Genomic DNA, 16522 nt, shown 5'->3' on the forward strand with positions numbered 1-16522 from the left:
GCCGTACTAATAACAGTGAAGGAGCGCCGTGATGCACCAAGCGCCAGCTTATCCGCACCTATTTCGTCCATTAACCGTGGGGCATTTAACGCTGCCTAACCGCGTATTGATGGGGTCCATGCACACCAATTTAGAAGAAGCGCCGAATGGCTTTGAGCGCTTGACAGCGTTCTATGCAGAGCGCGCGCGTGCAGGGGTAAGCCTGATTGTGACGGGTGGCATTGCGCCGAATGCCGAAGGGGCGGTTTTTCAAGGTGCCAACGCGCTGACAGAGGAGTCTCAAGTGGCGGAGCATCGCCACGTTGTCGACGCGGTACACGCAGCCGGTGGGCACCTGTGCATGCAAATTTTGCACGCCGGACGCTACGCTTACTCACCAGAGCTGGTGGCCCCCTCGGCGCTGCAAGCCCCCATCAACCCGTTCACCCCCCGAGCGCTCTCCAGTGAAGAGGTAGAGCAGCAGATTGCCGACTACGTGCGTTGTGCCACGCTCGCTCAGCAGGCGGGCTACGACGGTGTTGAGGTGATGGGCTCGGAAGGCTATTTGATCAACCAGTTTATTTGCCGCCGCACCAACCAGCGTGACGACGACTGGGGCGGCGATTTTGAGCGGCGTATGCGCTTCCCTGTCGAGATCGTCAAGCGTATTCGCCAAACCGTTGGCGAGCGCTTCCTGCTGATCTTCCGCCTGTCGATGATTGATCTGGTGGAAGAGGGCAGCTCCTGGGAAGAGGTCGTACAGCTGGGCCAGGCCATTGAAGCCGCTGGCGCGAACGTTATCAATACCGGCATTGGCTGGCACGAGGCGCGGGTGCCCACCATTGTCACCAGCGTGCCACGGGCGGCGTTTACCGAAGTCACCCGCCGCATTCGCGCGGCGCTGTCGATTCCGCTGATTACCACTAACCGCATCAATATGCCGGAGGTGGCCGAGCGAGTACTGGCCGAGGGCCATGCGGATATGGTGTCGATGGCGAGGCCGTTTTTGGCTGACTCGGAGTGGGTGCGTAAAGCCGAGGCGGGCTTGTCGGATGAAATTAATACCTGCATCGCCTGTAACCAAGCCTGCTTGGATCACACCTTCATGGGCAAGCTGACTTCCTGCTTGGTCAACCCTCGTGCCTGCCACGAAACCGAGATCACCCTGGCGCCTGCGCAAACGCCTAAGCGGGTAGCGGTGGTAGGCGGCGGCCCGGCGGGGCTTGCCACGGCGGTAGCGGCGGCCAGCCGTGGGCACGCCGTGGTGCTCTTTGAACGGCGCAGCGAGCTGGGTGGGCAGTTCAACTACGCCCGTAAAATCCCCGGTAAAGAAGAGTTTAACGAAACCCTACGCTACTTCCGCGTCATGCTCGAAAAGCATGCGGTGGACGTGTGCTTAAACACCGAAGCCACTGTAGATGCCCTGGCGAATTTTGACGAGATCGTGATTGCCACGGGGGTGGTGCCCCGTGAACTGGCGCTACCCGGGGCCGACCACCCCAGCGTGCTGAGTTATGCAGACGCCATTGAACAGCCTGAACGAGTAGGCAAGCGTGTAGCGGTGATTGGGGCAGGCGGCATTGGTTTTGATGTTTCGGAGCTGCTTTCCCACGAGGGCCACCCCGCCATGGAGGTGGCCGCATGGTGCGATGAGTGGGGCGTGGATTTAGCCGTGGGCGAACGGGGCGGCTTAAAAGCGCCGTTGCCGCCACGTTCACCGCGCAGCATCGTGATGCTGCAGCGAAAAAGCTCTAAGCCAGGCAAAAACCTGGGCAAAACCACTGGCTGGGTGCATCGCGCCTCGTTAAAGCAGCGCGGCGTAGAAACATTGACCGGCTGCGAGTATGTGCGCATCGACGATGCGGGCTTACACATCCGCCGCGAAGGGCAAGAGCAGGTGGTCGAGGTGGACACCATTGTGGTGTGCGCAGGCCAAGAGTCGGTACGCGACTTGATTTCACCGCTGGCCCAAGCGGGTAGCCGCGTGCATGTAATTGGCGGCGCAGATGAAGCGGCTGAATTGGATGCCAAGCGCGCTATTGATCAGGGCACTCGATTAGCGGCCTCGCTGTAACGCGTATAGGGGGCGTGACGTTAACGCTAAAATGGCGATAGACTGATGGATCACCCTAACCACTAAGCCACGTTAGGGATTTAAGGCGCGGGTGGCACCCAGCCTGCGCCGCACGACCGTCAGACAAAAGGATTATCGTCATGCCCTCGGAGTGTACCCCACGATTTTTAGCCAGTGATAACACCTCCGGTATCTGCCCGGAGGCAATGCAGTACTTACTCGAAGCCAATCAGGCCGATGACTTAGCCTACGGCAATGACCGCTGGACCGCCCGCGCCGCTGACCGTTTTCGGGAAATGTTCGACTACGATTGCGACGTGTTTTTCGTGTTCAATGGCACTGCAGCCAACTCACTGGCGCTCTCCGCGATGGGGCGCAGCTACCACAGCGTGATTTGCCATGAGCTGGCGCATATTGAAACCGATGAGTGCGGTGGGCCGGAATTTTTCTCCAACGGTGCCAAGCTGCTGACCTCGCCGGGAGCGAACGGCAAACTCACGCCTCAAGGGATTGAAGCGCTAGTGACCAAGCGCAGCGATATCCACTACCCGAAACCGAAGGTGGTATCGCTCACCCAAGCCACCGAAGTCGGCACCGTTTACTCCCGTGAAGAGCTGCTGGCCATTCGCGCCATGGCGGATAAACACGACCTGCGCCTACACATGGACGGCGCACGGTTTGCCAACGCTTGTGCCAGCTTGAACGCCTCACCCGCAGAGTTGACCTGGCAAGTGGGCGTCGATGCACTGTGTTTCTCGGGCACCAAAAACGGTCTGGCGTTTGGCGAGGCAATCCTGTTCTTCAACCGCGAGCTGGCGGAGGATTTCTCCTACCGCTGCAAACAGGCGGGGCAGCTGGCGTCAAAAATGCGCTACGTATCAGCGCCCTGGCTGGGCCTGCTGGAAAGCGGTGCTTGGCTAACCAATGCCGAACATGCCAATGCCATGGCGCGCTACTTATCGGAAGGGCTACAAGCGCTGCCCGGCGTGTCGCTGATGTTCCCCACCCAGGCCAACAGTGTGTTCGTTGAATTACCTCCTCACGCTATCGAAGCGTTGAAAGCCAAAGGGTGGACCTTCTACACCTTTATTGGTGCAGGCGGGGCACGGTTTGTCTGCGCCTGGAACACTACCGTTGAATTGTTGGACCAGCTGTTGGCAGATGTGAAAGCCGTGCTTGACGTTCGTGCTTGAACAATACCGCCGCTAAAAACTGCTCTGACGTTAAGCTCTCAAGCGCCGCCTTCTCAGGCGGCGCGTTGCGTTGTGGGGTTGCCACAATATTTCACGCAACTAAACCCCTGTTGCTGTGCTCATATCGTTAACAGCGCTGCGTTGAAGGTTTAGTCATCACTTTTTGCTAATGCTGACTACGCTGATAGAGCGACACCTCGAATTGCACGCCGCTTAAGGGATCTGGCTGGGCGGTTGCTGCTGGGGATGGGCCACAGGAGAGTTCCATGAGCATCTTTGATCACGTTCAAGACCGATTTGCCCGCGTTCAGCAAGAGGACATGAGCCTTGAGGAGTACTTGGCGCTTTGTCGCCGTGACCCCAAGGTTTATGCCAGCGCCGCCGAGCGCATGCTGGAAGCGATAGGCGAGCCTGAAGTGATCGACACGGCGAAAGACCCGCGTCTATCACGTATTTTCTCGAATAAGGTGATCCGCCGCTATCCCGCTTTCGCCGAGTTTCATGGGATGGAAGAAGCCATTGAGCAAATCGTGGCGTACTTCCGCCACGCGGCCCAAGGCTTGGAAGAGCGCAAGCAGATTCTTTATCTACTGGGGCCGGTCGGTGGCGGTAAATCGTCACTGGCCGAGCGCTTGAAGCTGTTAATGGAGCGTATCCCTTTCTACGCCATTAAAGGCTCGCCTGTTTATGAGTCTCCTTTAGGGCTCTTCTCCCCCGAGGAGGATGGGGAACTGCTGGAGAAAGAGTACGGCATTCCTGGACGCTACCTGCGCAGCGTGATGTCGCCCTGGGCGGCTAAACGCTTAAAAGAGTACGGTGGTGATATTTCCCAGTTCCGGGTGGTGCGCCTCTACCCATCGCGGCTGAATCAAATTGCCATTTCCAAAACTGAGCCGGGGGACGAGAACAACCAGGATATCTCGTCACTGGTCGGCAAAGTCGATATTCGTCAGCTGGAGCTTTACTCCCAAGACGATCCGGATGCCTACAGCTTCTCTGGCGGGCTGTGCCGCGCCAACCAGGGTCTGATGGAGTTCGTGGAGATGTTCAAGGCACCCATCAAGGTGCTCCACCCGCTGCTTACCGCCACCCAGGAGGGTAACTACAACCCCACGGAAGGCATGGGCGCGATTCCCTTTGACGGCGTCATTCTGGCTCACTCGAATGAATCTGAGTGGCAGGCGTTCCGCAATAACCGTAACAACGAGGCCTTCCTGGACCGCGTCTATATCGTCAAGGTGCCTTACTGCCTGCGGGTGTCGGAAGAGATCAAGATTTATCAGAAACTGTTGGAGGACTCCTCGCTGAATGCAGCGCCCTGCGCGCCAGATACGCTGCGCATGCTGGCGCAGTTCTCGGTGCTGTCGCGGCTTAAAGTACCGGAGAACTCCAGTATCTACTCAAAAATGCGGGTGTATGACGGTGAGAATTTAAAAGACACCGACCCACGCGCCAAATCGATTCAAGAGTACCGCGATGCAGCTGGGGTCGATGAAGGTATGCAAGGGCTCTCTACCCGCTTTGCGTTCAAAATTCTCTCGAAGGTGTTCAACTTCGACAGTACCGAAGTCGCAGCCAACCCGGTGCACCTGCTGTACGTGTTGGAGCAGGCGCTGGAGCGCGAGCAGCTGCCTTCCGAGGTGTTCGAGCGCTATCTGGGCTTTATCAAAGAGTTTCTGGCCCCGCGCTATGTGGACTTTATCGGCAAGGAGATTCAAACCGCTTATCTCGAGTCCTACAGCGAGTACGGCCAAAACATCTTCGACCGCTATGTGACCTATGCTGACTTCTGGATCCAGGATCAGGAGTACCGTGACCCCGAAACCGGTGAGCTGCTTAATCGCCAGTCGCTGAACGAGGAGCTTGAGAAGATCGAGAAGCCGGCAGGTATCTCCAACCCGAAAGACTTCCGCCATGAAGTAGTGAACTTTGTGCTGCGGGCGCGGGCGCAAAACAACGGTATGAACCCTAGCTGGCAGTCGTATGAGAAGCTGAAAGGCGTCATCGAACACAAGATGTTTGCCAACACCGAAGAGCTGTTGCCGGTGATCTCGTTCAATGCCAAAGCGTCGAAGTCGGATCAGAAAAAGCACGAGGATTTCGTGGCGCGCATGGTGGACCGTGGCTATACCGAAAAACAGGTGCGGCTGCTCTCCGAATGGTACCTGCGCGTGCGGAAGTCTCAGTAGCGGGCCGCTGTTGGCCCGCATACAAGAGCGCCAAGAGTCGGCGCTCAAGATCGAGGTGTTGAGGAGGTCGAATGACCTACTTTATTGATCGCAGACCTAACGCTAAGCACAAGAGCGCGGTCAATCGGCAGCGCTTCTTGGAGCGTTATCGCAAGCACATCAAGCGCTCGGTGGAGGAGGCGGTCAACCGCCGCTCCATCACCGACATGGAGCGTGGCGAGAAAATTTCGATTCCTGCCAAGGACATTTCAGAGCCCGTGTTTCAGCACGGGCCGGGCGGGGCGCGCAATATCGTCTCGCCGGGTAATAAGGAGTTTCTGGAGGGGGATAAGATTCGTCGCCCGGCGGGCCAGGGGGGCGGTAATGGTGCGGGCGAGGGCGGCGCCTCCAACCAGGGGGAGGGAAACGACGAGTTTGCCTTCACCCTCAGCCGTGAAGAGTTCTTGGAGTTTGTGTTCGACGGCTTGGAGCTGCCCCATTTGCAGCGCAAGCCGCTCAAGTCGCTGGAAGAGATCAAAATGGTGCGTGCAGGCCTTGCGCGAGATGGCGTGCCCTCACGCATTAGCATTACCCGCTCGATGCGGGAGGCCTACGCACGACGTATTGCCATGCGCGCGCCGATTAAACGCGCCCTGAAGGAGGCCCAGGAAGCGTTAGCGGCAGAAGAGCGCAAAGATCCGGTATTGCGAAACCCAGCACGCATCGTAGAGCTGAAAGCGGAGATTGAGCGGTTGGAGAAGCGTATTGAGGCGGTACCGTTTATCGATACCTACGACCTGCGCTACCACCAACTGGCCGCTCAACCGCAGCCTTCTAGCCAAGCGGTGATGTTCTGCGTGATGGATGTGTCGGGCTCCATGACCCAAAACCATAAAGACATTGCTAAGCGCTTTTTCTTACTGCTTTACCTCTTTTTAGAAAAGCACTACGAGAAAGTGGAGCTGGTGTTTGTGCGCCACCATACCGCCGCCAGGGAAGTTAATGAGGAGGAGTTTTTCTACTCACGTGAAACCGGCGGCACCATCGTTTCCAGCGCGCTGAATTTGGTCAATAAGATCATTGAAAAACGCTACCCCGCCGGGCAATGGAATCTCTACGTGGCTCAGGCATCCGATGGCGATAACTGGGACGACGACTCCAATGTCTGTCGCGACCTGCTGGTAAAACAACTGATGCCCCAGCTGCAGTACTACGCCTATGTGGAGATCACCCCCCATGACCACCAGTCTCTATGGCACGAGTACGAAGCGGTAGCTACCCAGTTTCCCGAGCGGTTTGCCATGCGCCAGATTGTCGAGGCTGGCGATATTTACCCGGTTTTCCGTGAGCTGTTTAAGCGCCGCTTGAGCCAAGAGCGGTAGTGCGAGTTGAGGAGTGCGCCATGAGTGTAACCCGCAAGCCTATAGCGACCGGTTCTGACTGGAATTTCAGCGTACTGGAGCGTTTTGATGAGGAGCTCGCCAGGCTCGCCGATGAGTATCGGCTGGATACCTATCCCAATCAAATTGAGGTGATTACCACCGAGCAAATGATGGATGCCTACGCCAGCGTTGGCATGCCAGTGGGCTACCATCACTGGTCGTTTGGTAAGCAATTTCTCTCTGTGGAGCAGGCCTACAAACGCGGGCAAATGGGGCTTGCCTATGAGCTGGTCATCAACTCCAACCCCTGCATTGCGTACCTGATGGAGGAAAACACCCTGATGATGCAGGTGTTAGTGATTGCCCACGCCTGCTATGGCCATAACTCCTTTTTCAAAGGCAATTACTTATTTCGTGCCTGGACCGACGCCGAATCGATTGTCGATTATCTGGTGTTTGCCCGTAAATATATTGCCCAGTGCGAAGAGCGCCACGGCGTGCATGCGGTTGAGCAGTTGCTGGATGCGTGCCACGCGCTACAAAACTACGGCGTTGATCGCTACAAGCGGCCATCGCCTATCTCGGCCGAGGAAGAGGCCAAACGTCAGGATGAGCGTGAAGCGTACCTGCAGACACAGGTCAATATGTTATGGCGTACCATTCCTGAGCCACCTGCCGGGATGGCGCCTCTACCGGGAAGCTTGCACAGCGATGATGACCCGCTAGGCCTGCATAGCGGCGGCTGCTACCCCTCAGAACCACAAGAAAACTTGCTCTATTTTATCGAGAAGAACGCACCGTTGCTGGCGCCTTGGCAGCGTGAGATTGTACGTATCGTGCGCAAGCTGGCTCAATACTTCTATCCTCAACGGCAAACTCAAGTGATGAACGAAGGGTGGGCCTGTTTTTGGCACTACACGCTGATGAACCGGCTTTACGATGAGGGCAAAGTAGATGAGGGACTAATGCTGGAGTTCTTACAGTCGCACGCGGCGGTGATCAACCAGCCAGGGTTTGATAGCCCTTATTATAGTGGCCTTAATCCCTACGCGCTGGGGTTTGCCATCTTCATGGATATTAAGCGTATTTGCGAAGCGCCGACGGCTGAAGACCGCGAGTGGTTTCCCGATATTGCAGGTAGCTCCTGGCGGGAAACCCTTGAGTTCGCGATGCGCAACTTTAAGGATGAGTCCTTCATACAGCAGTTCTTGTCACCTAAGGTGATTCGCGACTTAAAGCTGTTTTTAATTGTCGATGACGACCAGGTAGAGATGCTTGAGGTTGCTGCTATTCACGATGACCGTGGCTACAAACGCGTACGTGAAGCGCTTTCAAGCCAATATGCTCTGTCGGTGCGTGAGCCGAATATTCAGGTGGTAGAAGCTGCCATTCGCGGTGATCGCTCATTAACGCTGCATCACATTCAGGATAGTCGTCGGCCACTGGGGAGAAGTGTCTATCCGGTGATTCGCCATTTACAGCAGCTGTGGGGCTTCCCTGTACACTTGGTATCCATGGAAGATGGGAAAGTCACCCGCCGTTATCACTGGCCGGTAGAGGAAGAGAGCAAAGGGGCTGGCTAAAAACAGTGACCCCGCGCAGGGCGCGGGGTCATGGATATCGCAGTAGCCTAAGGTTTGCTTACACCTTGGGGGTTGCTTACGCTTTGGCCGTCCACGATTGGCACCAGCCTTCCGGTGCAACGCTGTTTTCTGGGAAAAGTTGGCAACCCTCTGTTTCCGCATTGAAGAACATGCAGTTGGAGCACTTCTCACCTTCTTCATAGGCGGGGTGGTCGCTGGCTTCGCTGGCCACTTCGACGTAGTTAAGCGCCTGTGCTGTGGGAGAAGAGGGATCCAGACGCGGCAGTTCCTGAGCAAATGCAGTCTTCGACAGAATGCCAGCACCAAACGGTAGGGCAGCGAGGCCCAGCACACTGTTACGCATGAACTTACGACGGCTCTGATTAGCCATGGTGTCTCCTTATCGTCACGGTCTGACGTTTTGCTACGGTTGTCGGGTGGTGATCCACCTCTTAATACTCCGACAAGTCTTATAAATCGGAGGTCTACGGTACATGCTAGCGCATGCTCAAAATTAGTGCGAATAACCTTATAAATAGCGCGACAATTAGCCACGCTGTCAGGCAGCGCTTGGCCGTACCTAGCAGGCTGCTATACTCGCCCCGTAGCGTGATATCCACAAGACATGATTAGTGAGGGCGCCATGCAAAACGCAGTGATCTTGATTAATACCGAAAAAGGCCAAGTAAAGGCAGTGGCTGAACGCCTAGCCGATGTGGAAGGGATCAGCGAAGTGTACTCCACCTGCGGCCGTTACGACCTAGTCGCCATTGCCCGCACCCGCGATTTTGAGAGCCTAGCGGAGCTGGTGACCGAGCGCCTAAATGCCGTAGAAGGGATTAGTGATACCGAAACGCTGAATGCCATGCAGGTTCACTCTCGTCACGACTTGGAAACCATGTTTTCACTCGGCTGGTAACGTTAGCTACCTACTAAAAAACATACTGGTCTATCTAAAAAGCTTGTAGGGGAGTGACTCCGTTGGGGAAATCGCTTGTGCACTGGCGTCGTCAGGGGCGACGCCTGGGCATCGCTGTGCTGTTTGTAATAGTGGGAACCGGGTTATGGGAATTCCAGGGGCGCCAACATCAAGATGCCTATACCTGGCAAGGCGTGCCCACTTGGGAGGAGTTTCGCCCCACCACGTTTCATCGCGTTTTACGCAACGATGGCTTTTTAGCCGGTTGGTCGGATGTTCGTGTCGGTGCGCTATGGGTGAGCTATCAAGTGAAGGCCGTACCGGACAATACCCGGATCGGCGGGCGGCCCAACTTTCAGGCTGACTGGCGCACGCTATGGCCGGTGGATACTGATAGCTACTCAGGGAGCGGCTACGACCGCGGGCATCTGGCGCCTAACTACGCTATTGCTGCCGTGCATGGGCGTAGTGCGCAAATCGACACCTTCTTAATGAGTAATATGGCTCCGCAGCGGCCCAACTTAAATCGCCAACTGTGGCAGCGTTTAGAAGAGTCGGTGATGGACCACTTCGCGCCGCGTTTTGAGCGCTTACAGGTGATCACCGGGCCGATCTACCCTGAGCGCTTTATGGATAACGTGTTTAACCGCGTCGGCTTTGTGGAAGTGCCCCAGGCGTTCTACAAAATTATCGTTGCGCCTCACGACGAAGCGCCTTTAGCGCTGGCATTTATTATGCCCCAAGACGTCAGAGGCAATGAGCCACTGGATGACTACCTCGTCACCATTGATGATATCGAAGCGCAAACGGGACTGAACTTCTTTCCTGACTTAACCCCCACCATGGAAGCCGTGCTAGAAGGCGAGCTGCGGACACAAGGATGGGCGCTGGAAGAAATTGCTCGCCGCCCTGGGCGCTATCAATAAGCACGGAGATGCATTAACCAGCAATCACGGCGGGCGAAGCCGCATTAATGTTTCGCCCGCTTGACATGTTTGGCAAGTAAGCTAAAGCGGTAGGGTGCAATCGCAGTCATGAAGATAAGACGCAAAAAAGCGCCATACAAAGATGGTTCTCTATTAAGAATAACTCTGAGCGAGGCATTTATTGAATATCTATTAGGAAGATAAAGAGTGATGCGGACGGGACCATAAAATGGTGCCCAGGAGAGGACTTGAACCTCCACGTCCATACGGACACTAGCACCTGAAGCTAGCGCGTCTACCAATTCCGCCACCTGGGCGCATCATTCTTTTTACAACTAAAACAGTTGTAGTGTCTGTATTCGTATGGTGCCCAGGAGAGGACTTGAACCTCCACGTCCATACGGACACTAGCACCTGAAGCTAGCGCGTCTACCAATTCCGCCACCTGGGCGAATACAAACTAACTGCTTTCACATCTACTTCTTGCTTGCCGCTGCACCTTACGACTTCATGAAAAGGGGATAACATGAAGTGATTTGGTGCCCAGAAGAGGACTTGAACCTCCACGTCCATACGGACACTAGCACCTGAAGCTAGCGCGTCTACCAATTCCGCCATCTGGGCAAGTGGCGCGTATGATACCGAGGCTGTGGTTAAATGCAAGCCCTAAGGCGCTTTTTTTAATACTGAAATCGCATTAATGCGGTGTTAGGTGGTTGGGTGATTGAACGGGCAGCGCTATACTGCGCCTATGACCAAACAAAACATGACATGCTTCAGCTTATTAGCAGCTGACAACGGCGCTAACGCCGTCGAAGACAACTCCCACCCGCAGTGCACCACGCCTGCGCTAACTGTCCGCCTCCCGCAAACGCTATCAAGGATGTTGATCGCATGAAGTATTGGACGTTGAGTGATGATCCGCACGCCGAGCGCGAGGCGCAAAAGTACGATAATCCTGCGCCCAGCCGCGAATATCTACTGGCTGCCTTAGAAAGCTACGGTAAACCGATTACTCATGAAAACATGAGTAGAATGCTGGGCATTGAAGATGAAGACCACCTAGAAGCCATTCGTCGGCGCATGGCGGCGATGGAGCGCGATGGTCAAGTACTGCGCGACCGCCGTGGTGCTTACGCGCTGATTGATAAGCTGGATCTAATAAAAGGCAAAGTGCTGGGCCACCGAGATGGCTTTGGCTTTGTGCTCCGTGATGACGGTAAAAAGCCGGACTTAGTACTGCCCCCGCGCCAAATGCGCCGTGTGTTCCACGGTGACCATGTGCTGGTGCGGGTTAGTGGTCGTGACCGTCGTGGCCGCGATGAAGCAACCATTGCTGATGTGATTGCGCGCAACACCCAAACCATTGTTGGCGTATACCGCAGCAATACGCCGGAGTTTGGGGTGCTGATTCCTGAGAATCCACGCATCACCCAAGAAGTTATTATTCCCCATACGGCTAGCGCCGGCGCCAAAGACGGACAGGTGATTTCTGCCAAAATTGTGCAGCAGCCTGCGACCCGTGTGCAGCCGGTGGGCGAAGTCATCGAAGTGCTGGGTGAGCGTATGGATCCTGGCATGGAAATCGATATTGCCATCCGCAGCTACGACATCCCTGCCGAGTTTCCGCCTGAGGTGCTTGACCAAACCAGTGAAATCTCTGCAGAGGTCTTGGAAGAGGACAAGAAGCACCGCGTTGATCTGCGTGATATCCCGCTCGTTACCATCGACGATGAGTCCGCCAAAGATTTCGACGACGCGGTCTGTGCCTGGAAGACCAAGTCCGGTAGCTGGAAGCTGTTGGTGGCGATTGCCGACGTTTCCCACTACGTACGCCCCGGCACCGCGCTGGATGATGAAGCGCGCACGCGAGGTAACTCGGTCTACTTCCCCGGCCAAGTGGTGCCGATGCTTCCAGAGCTGCTGTCGAACGGCTTGTGTTCATTGAACCCGCACGTCGACCGCTTGGTAATGGTATGCGAGATGAATATCTCCAAGACCGGTGCCATCAGCCGCTACTCGTTCTATGAAGCTGTCATGAACTCCCACGCTCGCCTCACCTATAACAAAGTAGCGGCGATGTTGGATGGCGAGAGCGAAGAAGGGGAGACGCTGCGTCGTGAGCATGCTGAGCTAGTCAAGCCACTGCAAAACCTGCACGAGCTATACGGACTGCTGCGTTCCGCCCGTGAAGAGCGCGGAGCGATTGATTTCGATACCACTGAAACGGCGATCATCTTTAACGATGAGCGCAAGATCGAAAAAATCGTGCCGCGTACCCGCAACGATGCCCACAAGCTCATCGAAGAGTGCATGCTGGCCGCCAACGTTGCCACGGCACGTTTCTTGGATAAGCATGACTTGCCTGCGCTTTACCGTATCCACGAGCGGCCTACACCTGAGCGCCTTGATAAGCTGCGTCTGTTCCTCAGCGAACTGGGCCTCTCGGTAGGCGGTGGCGATATGCCGACGCCGCAGGATTATCAGGCACTGCGGGAAGCCATTGTCGACCGCCCGGACGCCGATATTATCCAGACCGTCATGTTGCGCTCGATGAATCAGGCGGTCTATTCGCCGCAAAATGAAGGGCACTTCGGCTTGGCGTACCAAGCGTATGCTCACTTCACGTCACCGATTCGCCGTTACCCGGATCTACTGGTTCACCGCGCAATACGTTCGGTCATTCGCGGTCCGCGTCAGACCAATACGGTGGTACGGGTAGAGGGAGCGCCGGTTGAGCCGCCGAGCAAGTGGTGCCCGTATACCTTCGAGCAGATGCTAGAGCTAGGCGAACACTGCTCAATGACCGAGCGGCGCGCGGATGAAGCGACCCGCGATGTCGAGAGCTGGCTCAAGTGTGAGTTTATGTCGGATAAGCTGGGCGAAACGTTCGATGGCACGATTGCTTCTGTAACGCAGTTCGGTCTGTTTGTTCGTCTGGACGACTTCTATGTAGAAGGCCTAGTGCATGTCACCTCGCTGCCGTCGGACTACTATCATTACGAAGCCGAGAAGCATCGCCTAAAAGGGGAGCGCACGGGTACTACGTATCGCTTAGGCGACGGTTTGACCGTGCAGGTAGCGCGTGTCGATATGGATGATCGTAAAATCGACTTTGGCCTCGCCGACGATAAGCCACGCCCGCGCCGCCAACCGCGCAAGCGCCGTGGTGAGAGCGGCGGCCCGAAAGCCGCTGCCGCAACCGATAAACAGCCGACTCGTCGTGGCCCGCGCCGTACCCGGAACGGCCCGCGTAAACCATCAGCGAAAAAGGGTTGAGCATGAAGTCGTCGTCATCTCGACGTAACCCGCGTACTGCCGCCATTCGCACGCCGGATGGCTTGGACCAAGTGTATGGTGTTCACGCGTTAGAGAGCCTGCTCGAACGCGGTGAAGCCCCGCGCGAGCTTTGGGTTCAGCAGGGGGCGGGCAACCGCCTAAAAGACGTGGTAGCAAATGCCCAGGCAAGCGGTGCGCGTATTAAAGAGCAGCCTCGCGAGGTGCTTGATCAGCTCACCCAAGGTGCGGCACACCAAGGCGTGGTGGCGTTTTGCACGCCATTAACGCCGGAAGGCGAAGAGTCGTTATGGCTGAAGTTGCGCGCCTGGCAAGCGCCTACCCCGCCGCTACTACTGGTGCTGGATGGCGTCACCGATGTGCACAACTTCGGTGCCTGCCTGCGAAGTGCCGATGCGGCTGGTGCCCATGGCGTGATTGTCGCAAAAGACAAAGCAGCACCTTTGAATGCCACGGTCAGAAAAGTCGCCTGCGGTGCTGCGGAAGTCGTGCCGGTGTATCAGGTCACTAACCTTTCCCGCACCTTGGCCAAGCTCAAAGATGCGGGCGTTTGGATTACCGGCACCGCCGGTGAAGCAGAAGCCAGCGTGTTTGAGATTGATATGACTGGCCCCACCGCGTTGGTGATGGGGGCAGAAGGGAAGGGCATGCGCCGTTTGACCCGCGAAGCCTGCGATAATCTTGCCAAGCTGCCTATGGCAGGGCAGGTGTCGAGTCTTAATGTCTCGGTGGCTACCGGTATTTGTTTGTTTGAAGCCGTTCGTCAGCGGCAGCTTGCAAGTTAGCGGCCAGCCCACTAGAATGCTTGCGCCCGTTTATTCATAAGCGGGCGTTCGTATTGGTAAGTGACTTATACGATCAACAGTTCTGCTTGATGTCCTGTCTCGGCTGTTCGCGGCCAACAACGGGCATTTCAGTTAACTCCTTGCTTCCCTGTCGCGGTTAAGGCATTTGCCCTAACGCACACCGGAAGCTGCCAAACCGCAAGGAGATTCCATGCGTCATTACGAAATCGTGTTTATGGTCCACCCGGATCAGAGCGAGCAAGTGCCGGCTATGGTCGAGCGCTACACCAGCATCGTTACCGAAAACGCTGGTACTGTGCATCGCCTTGAAGATTGGGGCCGTCGTCACCTGGCTTACCCGATCAACAAGATCCACAAAGCCCACTACGTGCTGATGAACGTTGAGTGCACCGGCGAGACTCTCGAAGAAATCGAGAACATCTTCCGTTTCAACGACGCCATCATCCGCAGCCTGGTTGTTCGCTGCAAAGAAGCGATCACCGAAGCTTCCCCGATGATGAAGCCGGCAGAAGAAAAGCGTCCGCGTCGCGAAGAAAAACCGCGCGCTGAAGCTGAAGAAACTGCCTGATTTTATCCACCGCACGTTTTAAGGAGCTAGTCCATGGCACGTTTTTTCCGTCGCCGTAAGTTTTGCCGCTTCACCGCTGAAGGCGTCAAGCAGATCGACTATAAAGATCTCGACACGCTGAAGGCTTACATCACCGAAACCGGCAAGATCGTTCCGAGCCGCATCACCGGCACCAAAGCACGCTATCAGCGTCAGCTGGCGACCGCTATCAAGCGTTCACGCTACCTGGCACTGCTGCCCTACTCCGATAGCCACCAGTAAGCGTTTAACGTGATGCTGGCACTAGCAAGATGGCTGATGCGTGGCACGCCCTATGCCGCAGGCGGGGCAGCGCTAGCAGCGCTAGTGCCTTGGCTGTTTTGGCTAGGTGCTGCCATCGCGGCGTTAGTAACCTTGCGCAAAGGGTTCGCCCCAGCGCTTCCGGTGATTATCGCTGCGGCATTACCAGCAGGTTTTTGGTGGGCGCAGGGTGATGTGATCCCATTGGCGAGCGTACTTCTCGTGACGCTAATGGCAGTCATTTTGCGCGAGAGAATGCGTTGGAGCGAAGCCCTGATCGTTGGCACCTTAGCTGCCGCGGTCATGGTACAGCTTGGCATTTTCAGCCCACCGGGTGGAACCGAGCTCATGCTAGAGCAACTGCGGGAGAGCTCAGAAGAGATCGACCGCATGCTCACTGAGTTTGCAAGCCAAGGAATCGACACGCCTACCCTGGCGGCCACTGTGATTGGTGGCGTAACGGGGTTAGTGGTGCTGCTAGCGGCTATCGTATGTTTAGCGTTAGCACGCAGCTGGCAGGCTGGGCTTTATAACCCAGGCGGCTTTCGTGAAGAATTCCATGCGCTGCGCCTGGCCCCTAAAGAACTCGCTATTTTAGTAGTGCTTGGGGTGGCAGGTATGGCGTTAGGTGCGCAGGCGCTGGCAATGCTTAGTTGGATTCCGCTGCTGATAGCCGGTATTGCGTTAGTGCATGGGTTTATTGGAATTAAGGGGATGAACGGGCTGTGGCTGGTGGCATTTTATGTGCTGCTGATCACGACCTGGCCCATGATTCTCATTGTGCTGCTGTTGGGGCTGATTGATACATTCGCGAACGTTCGCGCACGCCTTGCCCGCAGCAATTGACAAGAGGTTTACGAGATGGAAGTCATTCTGCTCGACAACATTGGTAAGCTGGGCGGCCTGGGTGACAAGGTCACTGTTAAGCCTGGTTATGGTCGTAACTACTTGGTGCCTTACGGTTTAGCTGTACCGGCTACCAAAGAAAACGTTGAAGCGTTTGAAGCGCAGCGTGCAGAGCTTGAAGCTCAAGCCGCTGAGCGTAAAGCAGAAGCCCAAGCACGTGCTGAGCAGCTTAACGACATCGAACTGTCGTTGGTTTCTAAAGCGGGTGATGAAGGCAAACTGTTTGGTTCTATCGGTCCGCGTGACCTGGCCGACGCGATCTCCTCTGCTGGCATCGAAGTTGCCAAGAGCGAAGTCCGTATGCCGCAGGGCCCGATTCGTCAAACTGGCGAATATGACATCGACCTCCACCTGCATGCAGAAGTGGACGCCGTTGTACGCGTGGTTGTTGTCGCCGAGTAATTTTTCTCGACAACGCTAACGCCTCAAAGGGCGCGGGATA

General features: G+C 56.1%; 14 protein-coding genes and 3 tRNA genes. 13 read left to right on the forward strand and 4 right to left on the reverse strand.

Going from position 1 to position 16522, the window contains the following annotated elements; all coding sequences use genetic code 11:
- Positions 1–31 precede the first annotated feature (31 nt).
- From ACIGG6_RS11740 to ACIGG6_RS11760, 5 genes are all read left to right on the forward strand, one after another.
- Complete coding sequence (locus ACIGG6_RS11740) at positions 32–2053, forward strand: FAD-dependent oxidoreductase (protein WP_399844605.1); 2022 nt, start codon at positions 32–34, stop codon at positions 2051–2053.
- Positions 2054–2193: 140 nt separating this feature from the next.
- Positions 2194–3246, forward strand: coding sequence for a threonine aldolase family protein (locus ACIGG6_RS11745; RefSeq protein WP_044628481.1), 1053 nt, complete (start codon positions 2194–2196; stop codon positions 3244–3246).
- A 266-nt stretch (positions 3247–3512) separates the two neighbouring features.
- Positions 3513–5435: a PrkA family serine protein kinase gene (locus tag ACIGG6_RS11750; RefSeq protein ID WP_253504231.1), complete on the forward strand. Its 1923-nt coding sequence runs from the start codon at positions 3513–3515 to the stop codon at positions 5433–5435.
- Positions 5436–5506: 71 nt separating this feature from the next.
- Positions 5507–6796: a YeaH/YhbH family protein gene (locus ACIGG6_RS11755; protein ID WP_044628483.1), complete on the forward strand. Its 1290-nt coding sequence runs from the start codon at positions 5507–5509 to the stop codon at positions 6794–6796.
- 20 nt (positions 6797–6816) lie between these two features.
- Positions 6817–8379, forward strand: a complete 1563-nt coding sequence (locus ACIGG6_RS11760) for a SpoVR family protein (RefSeq protein ID WP_399844607.1) — start codon at positions 6817–6819, stop codon at positions 8377–8379.
- Positions 8380–8455: 76 nt separating this feature from the next.
- Here the strand turns inward: ACIGG6_RS11760 and ACIGG6_RS11765 are convergent, their stop codons facing one another.
- Positions 8456–8770 carry a high-potential iron-sulfur protein gene (locus ACIGG6_RS11765; protein WP_083025743.1) on the reverse strand — a complete coding sequence of 105 codons (315 nt, stop codon included), beginning with the start codon at positions 8768–8770 and terminating at the stop codon, positions 8456–8458.
- Between the two features lie 252 nt (positions 8771–9022).
- Here ACIGG6_RS11765 and ACIGG6_RS11770 point away from each other — a divergent pair, with 252 nt between their 5' ends.
- Positions 9023–9298 (forward strand): Lrp/AsnC family transcriptional regulator, encoded by a 276-nt coding sequence (locus tag ACIGG6_RS11770; protein WP_044628486.1) that lies wholly within the window; start codon positions 9023–9025, stop codon positions 9296–9298.
- 77 nt (positions 9299–9375) lie between these two features.
- The gene (locus ACIGG6_RS11775) at positions 9376–10224 is read left to right on the forward strand and encodes a DNA/RNA non-specific endonuclease (RefSeq protein ID WP_083025742.1); all 849 of its coding nucleotides are present in this window, start codon (positions 9376–9378) and stop codon (positions 10222–10224) included.
- A 230-nt stretch (positions 10225–10454) separates the two neighbouring features.
- On the opposite strand, the gene ACIGG6_RS11780 is transcribed toward ACIGG6_RS11775, so the two are convergent.
- The 3 genes from ACIGG6_RS11780 to ACIGG6_RS11790 form a co-directional block, all read right to left on the reverse strand.
- Positions 10455–10541, reverse strand: a tRNA-Leu gene (locus ACIGG6_RS11780).
- A 47-nt stretch (positions 10542–10588) separates the two neighbouring features.
- Positions 10589–10675: transfer RNA gene (locus ACIGG6_RS11785), tRNA-Leu, on the reverse strand.
- 86 nt (positions 10676–10761) lie between these two features.
- Positions 10762–10848: transfer RNA gene (locus ACIGG6_RS11790), tRNA-Leu, on the reverse strand.
- A 270-nt stretch (positions 10849–11118) separates the two neighbouring features.
- Here ACIGG6_RS11790 and rnr point away from each other — a divergent pair.
- From rnr to rplI, 6 genes are all read left to right on the forward strand, one after another.
- Positions 11119–13503, forward strand: a complete 2385-nt coding sequence (rnr, locus tag ACIGG6_RS11795; RefSeq protein WP_399844609.1) for a ribonuclease R — start codon at positions 11119–11121, stop codon at positions 13501–13503.
- 2 nt (positions 13504–13505) lie between these two features.
- Entirely contained in the window at positions 13506–14306 is an 801-nt protein-coding gene (gene rlmB, locus ACIGG6_RS11800; protein ID WP_399844611.1) for a 23S rRNA (guanosine(2251)-2'-O)-methyltransferase RlmB, read from the forward strand.
- A 211-nt stretch (positions 14307–14517) separates the two neighbouring features.
- Positions 14518–14895 (forward strand): 30S ribosomal protein S6, encoded by a 378-nt coding sequence (gene rpsF / locus ACIGG6_RS11805; RefSeq protein WP_044628490.1) that lies wholly within the window; start codon positions 14518–14520, stop codon positions 14893–14895.
- A 33-nt stretch (positions 14896–14928) separates the two neighbouring features.
- Positions 14929–15156 carry a 30S ribosomal protein S18 gene (gene rpsR / locus ACIGG6_RS11810; RefSeq protein WP_009097135.1) on the forward strand — a complete coding sequence of 76 codons (228 nt, stop codon included), beginning with the start codon at positions 14929–14931 and terminating at the stop codon, positions 15154–15156.
- 12 nt (positions 15157–15168) lie between these two features.
- Entirely contained in the window at positions 15169–16020 is an 852-nt protein-coding gene (locus tag ACIGG6_RS11815) for a hypothetical protein (RefSeq protein WP_399844656.1), read from the forward strand.
- 15 nt (positions 16021–16035) lie between these two features.
- Complete coding sequence (gene rplI / locus ACIGG6_RS11820) at positions 16036–16482, forward strand: 50S ribosomal protein L9 (RefSeq protein WP_044628492.1); 447 nt, start codon at positions 16036–16038, stop codon at positions 16480–16482.
- Positions 16483–16522 lie beyond the last annotated feature (40 nt).

It is taken from the genome of Vreelandella lionensis, assembly GCF_044543515.1.
Taxonomy (GTDB): domain Bacteria; phylum Pseudomonadota; class Gammaproteobacteria; order Pseudomonadales; family Halomonadaceae; genus Vreelandella; species Vreelandella lionensis.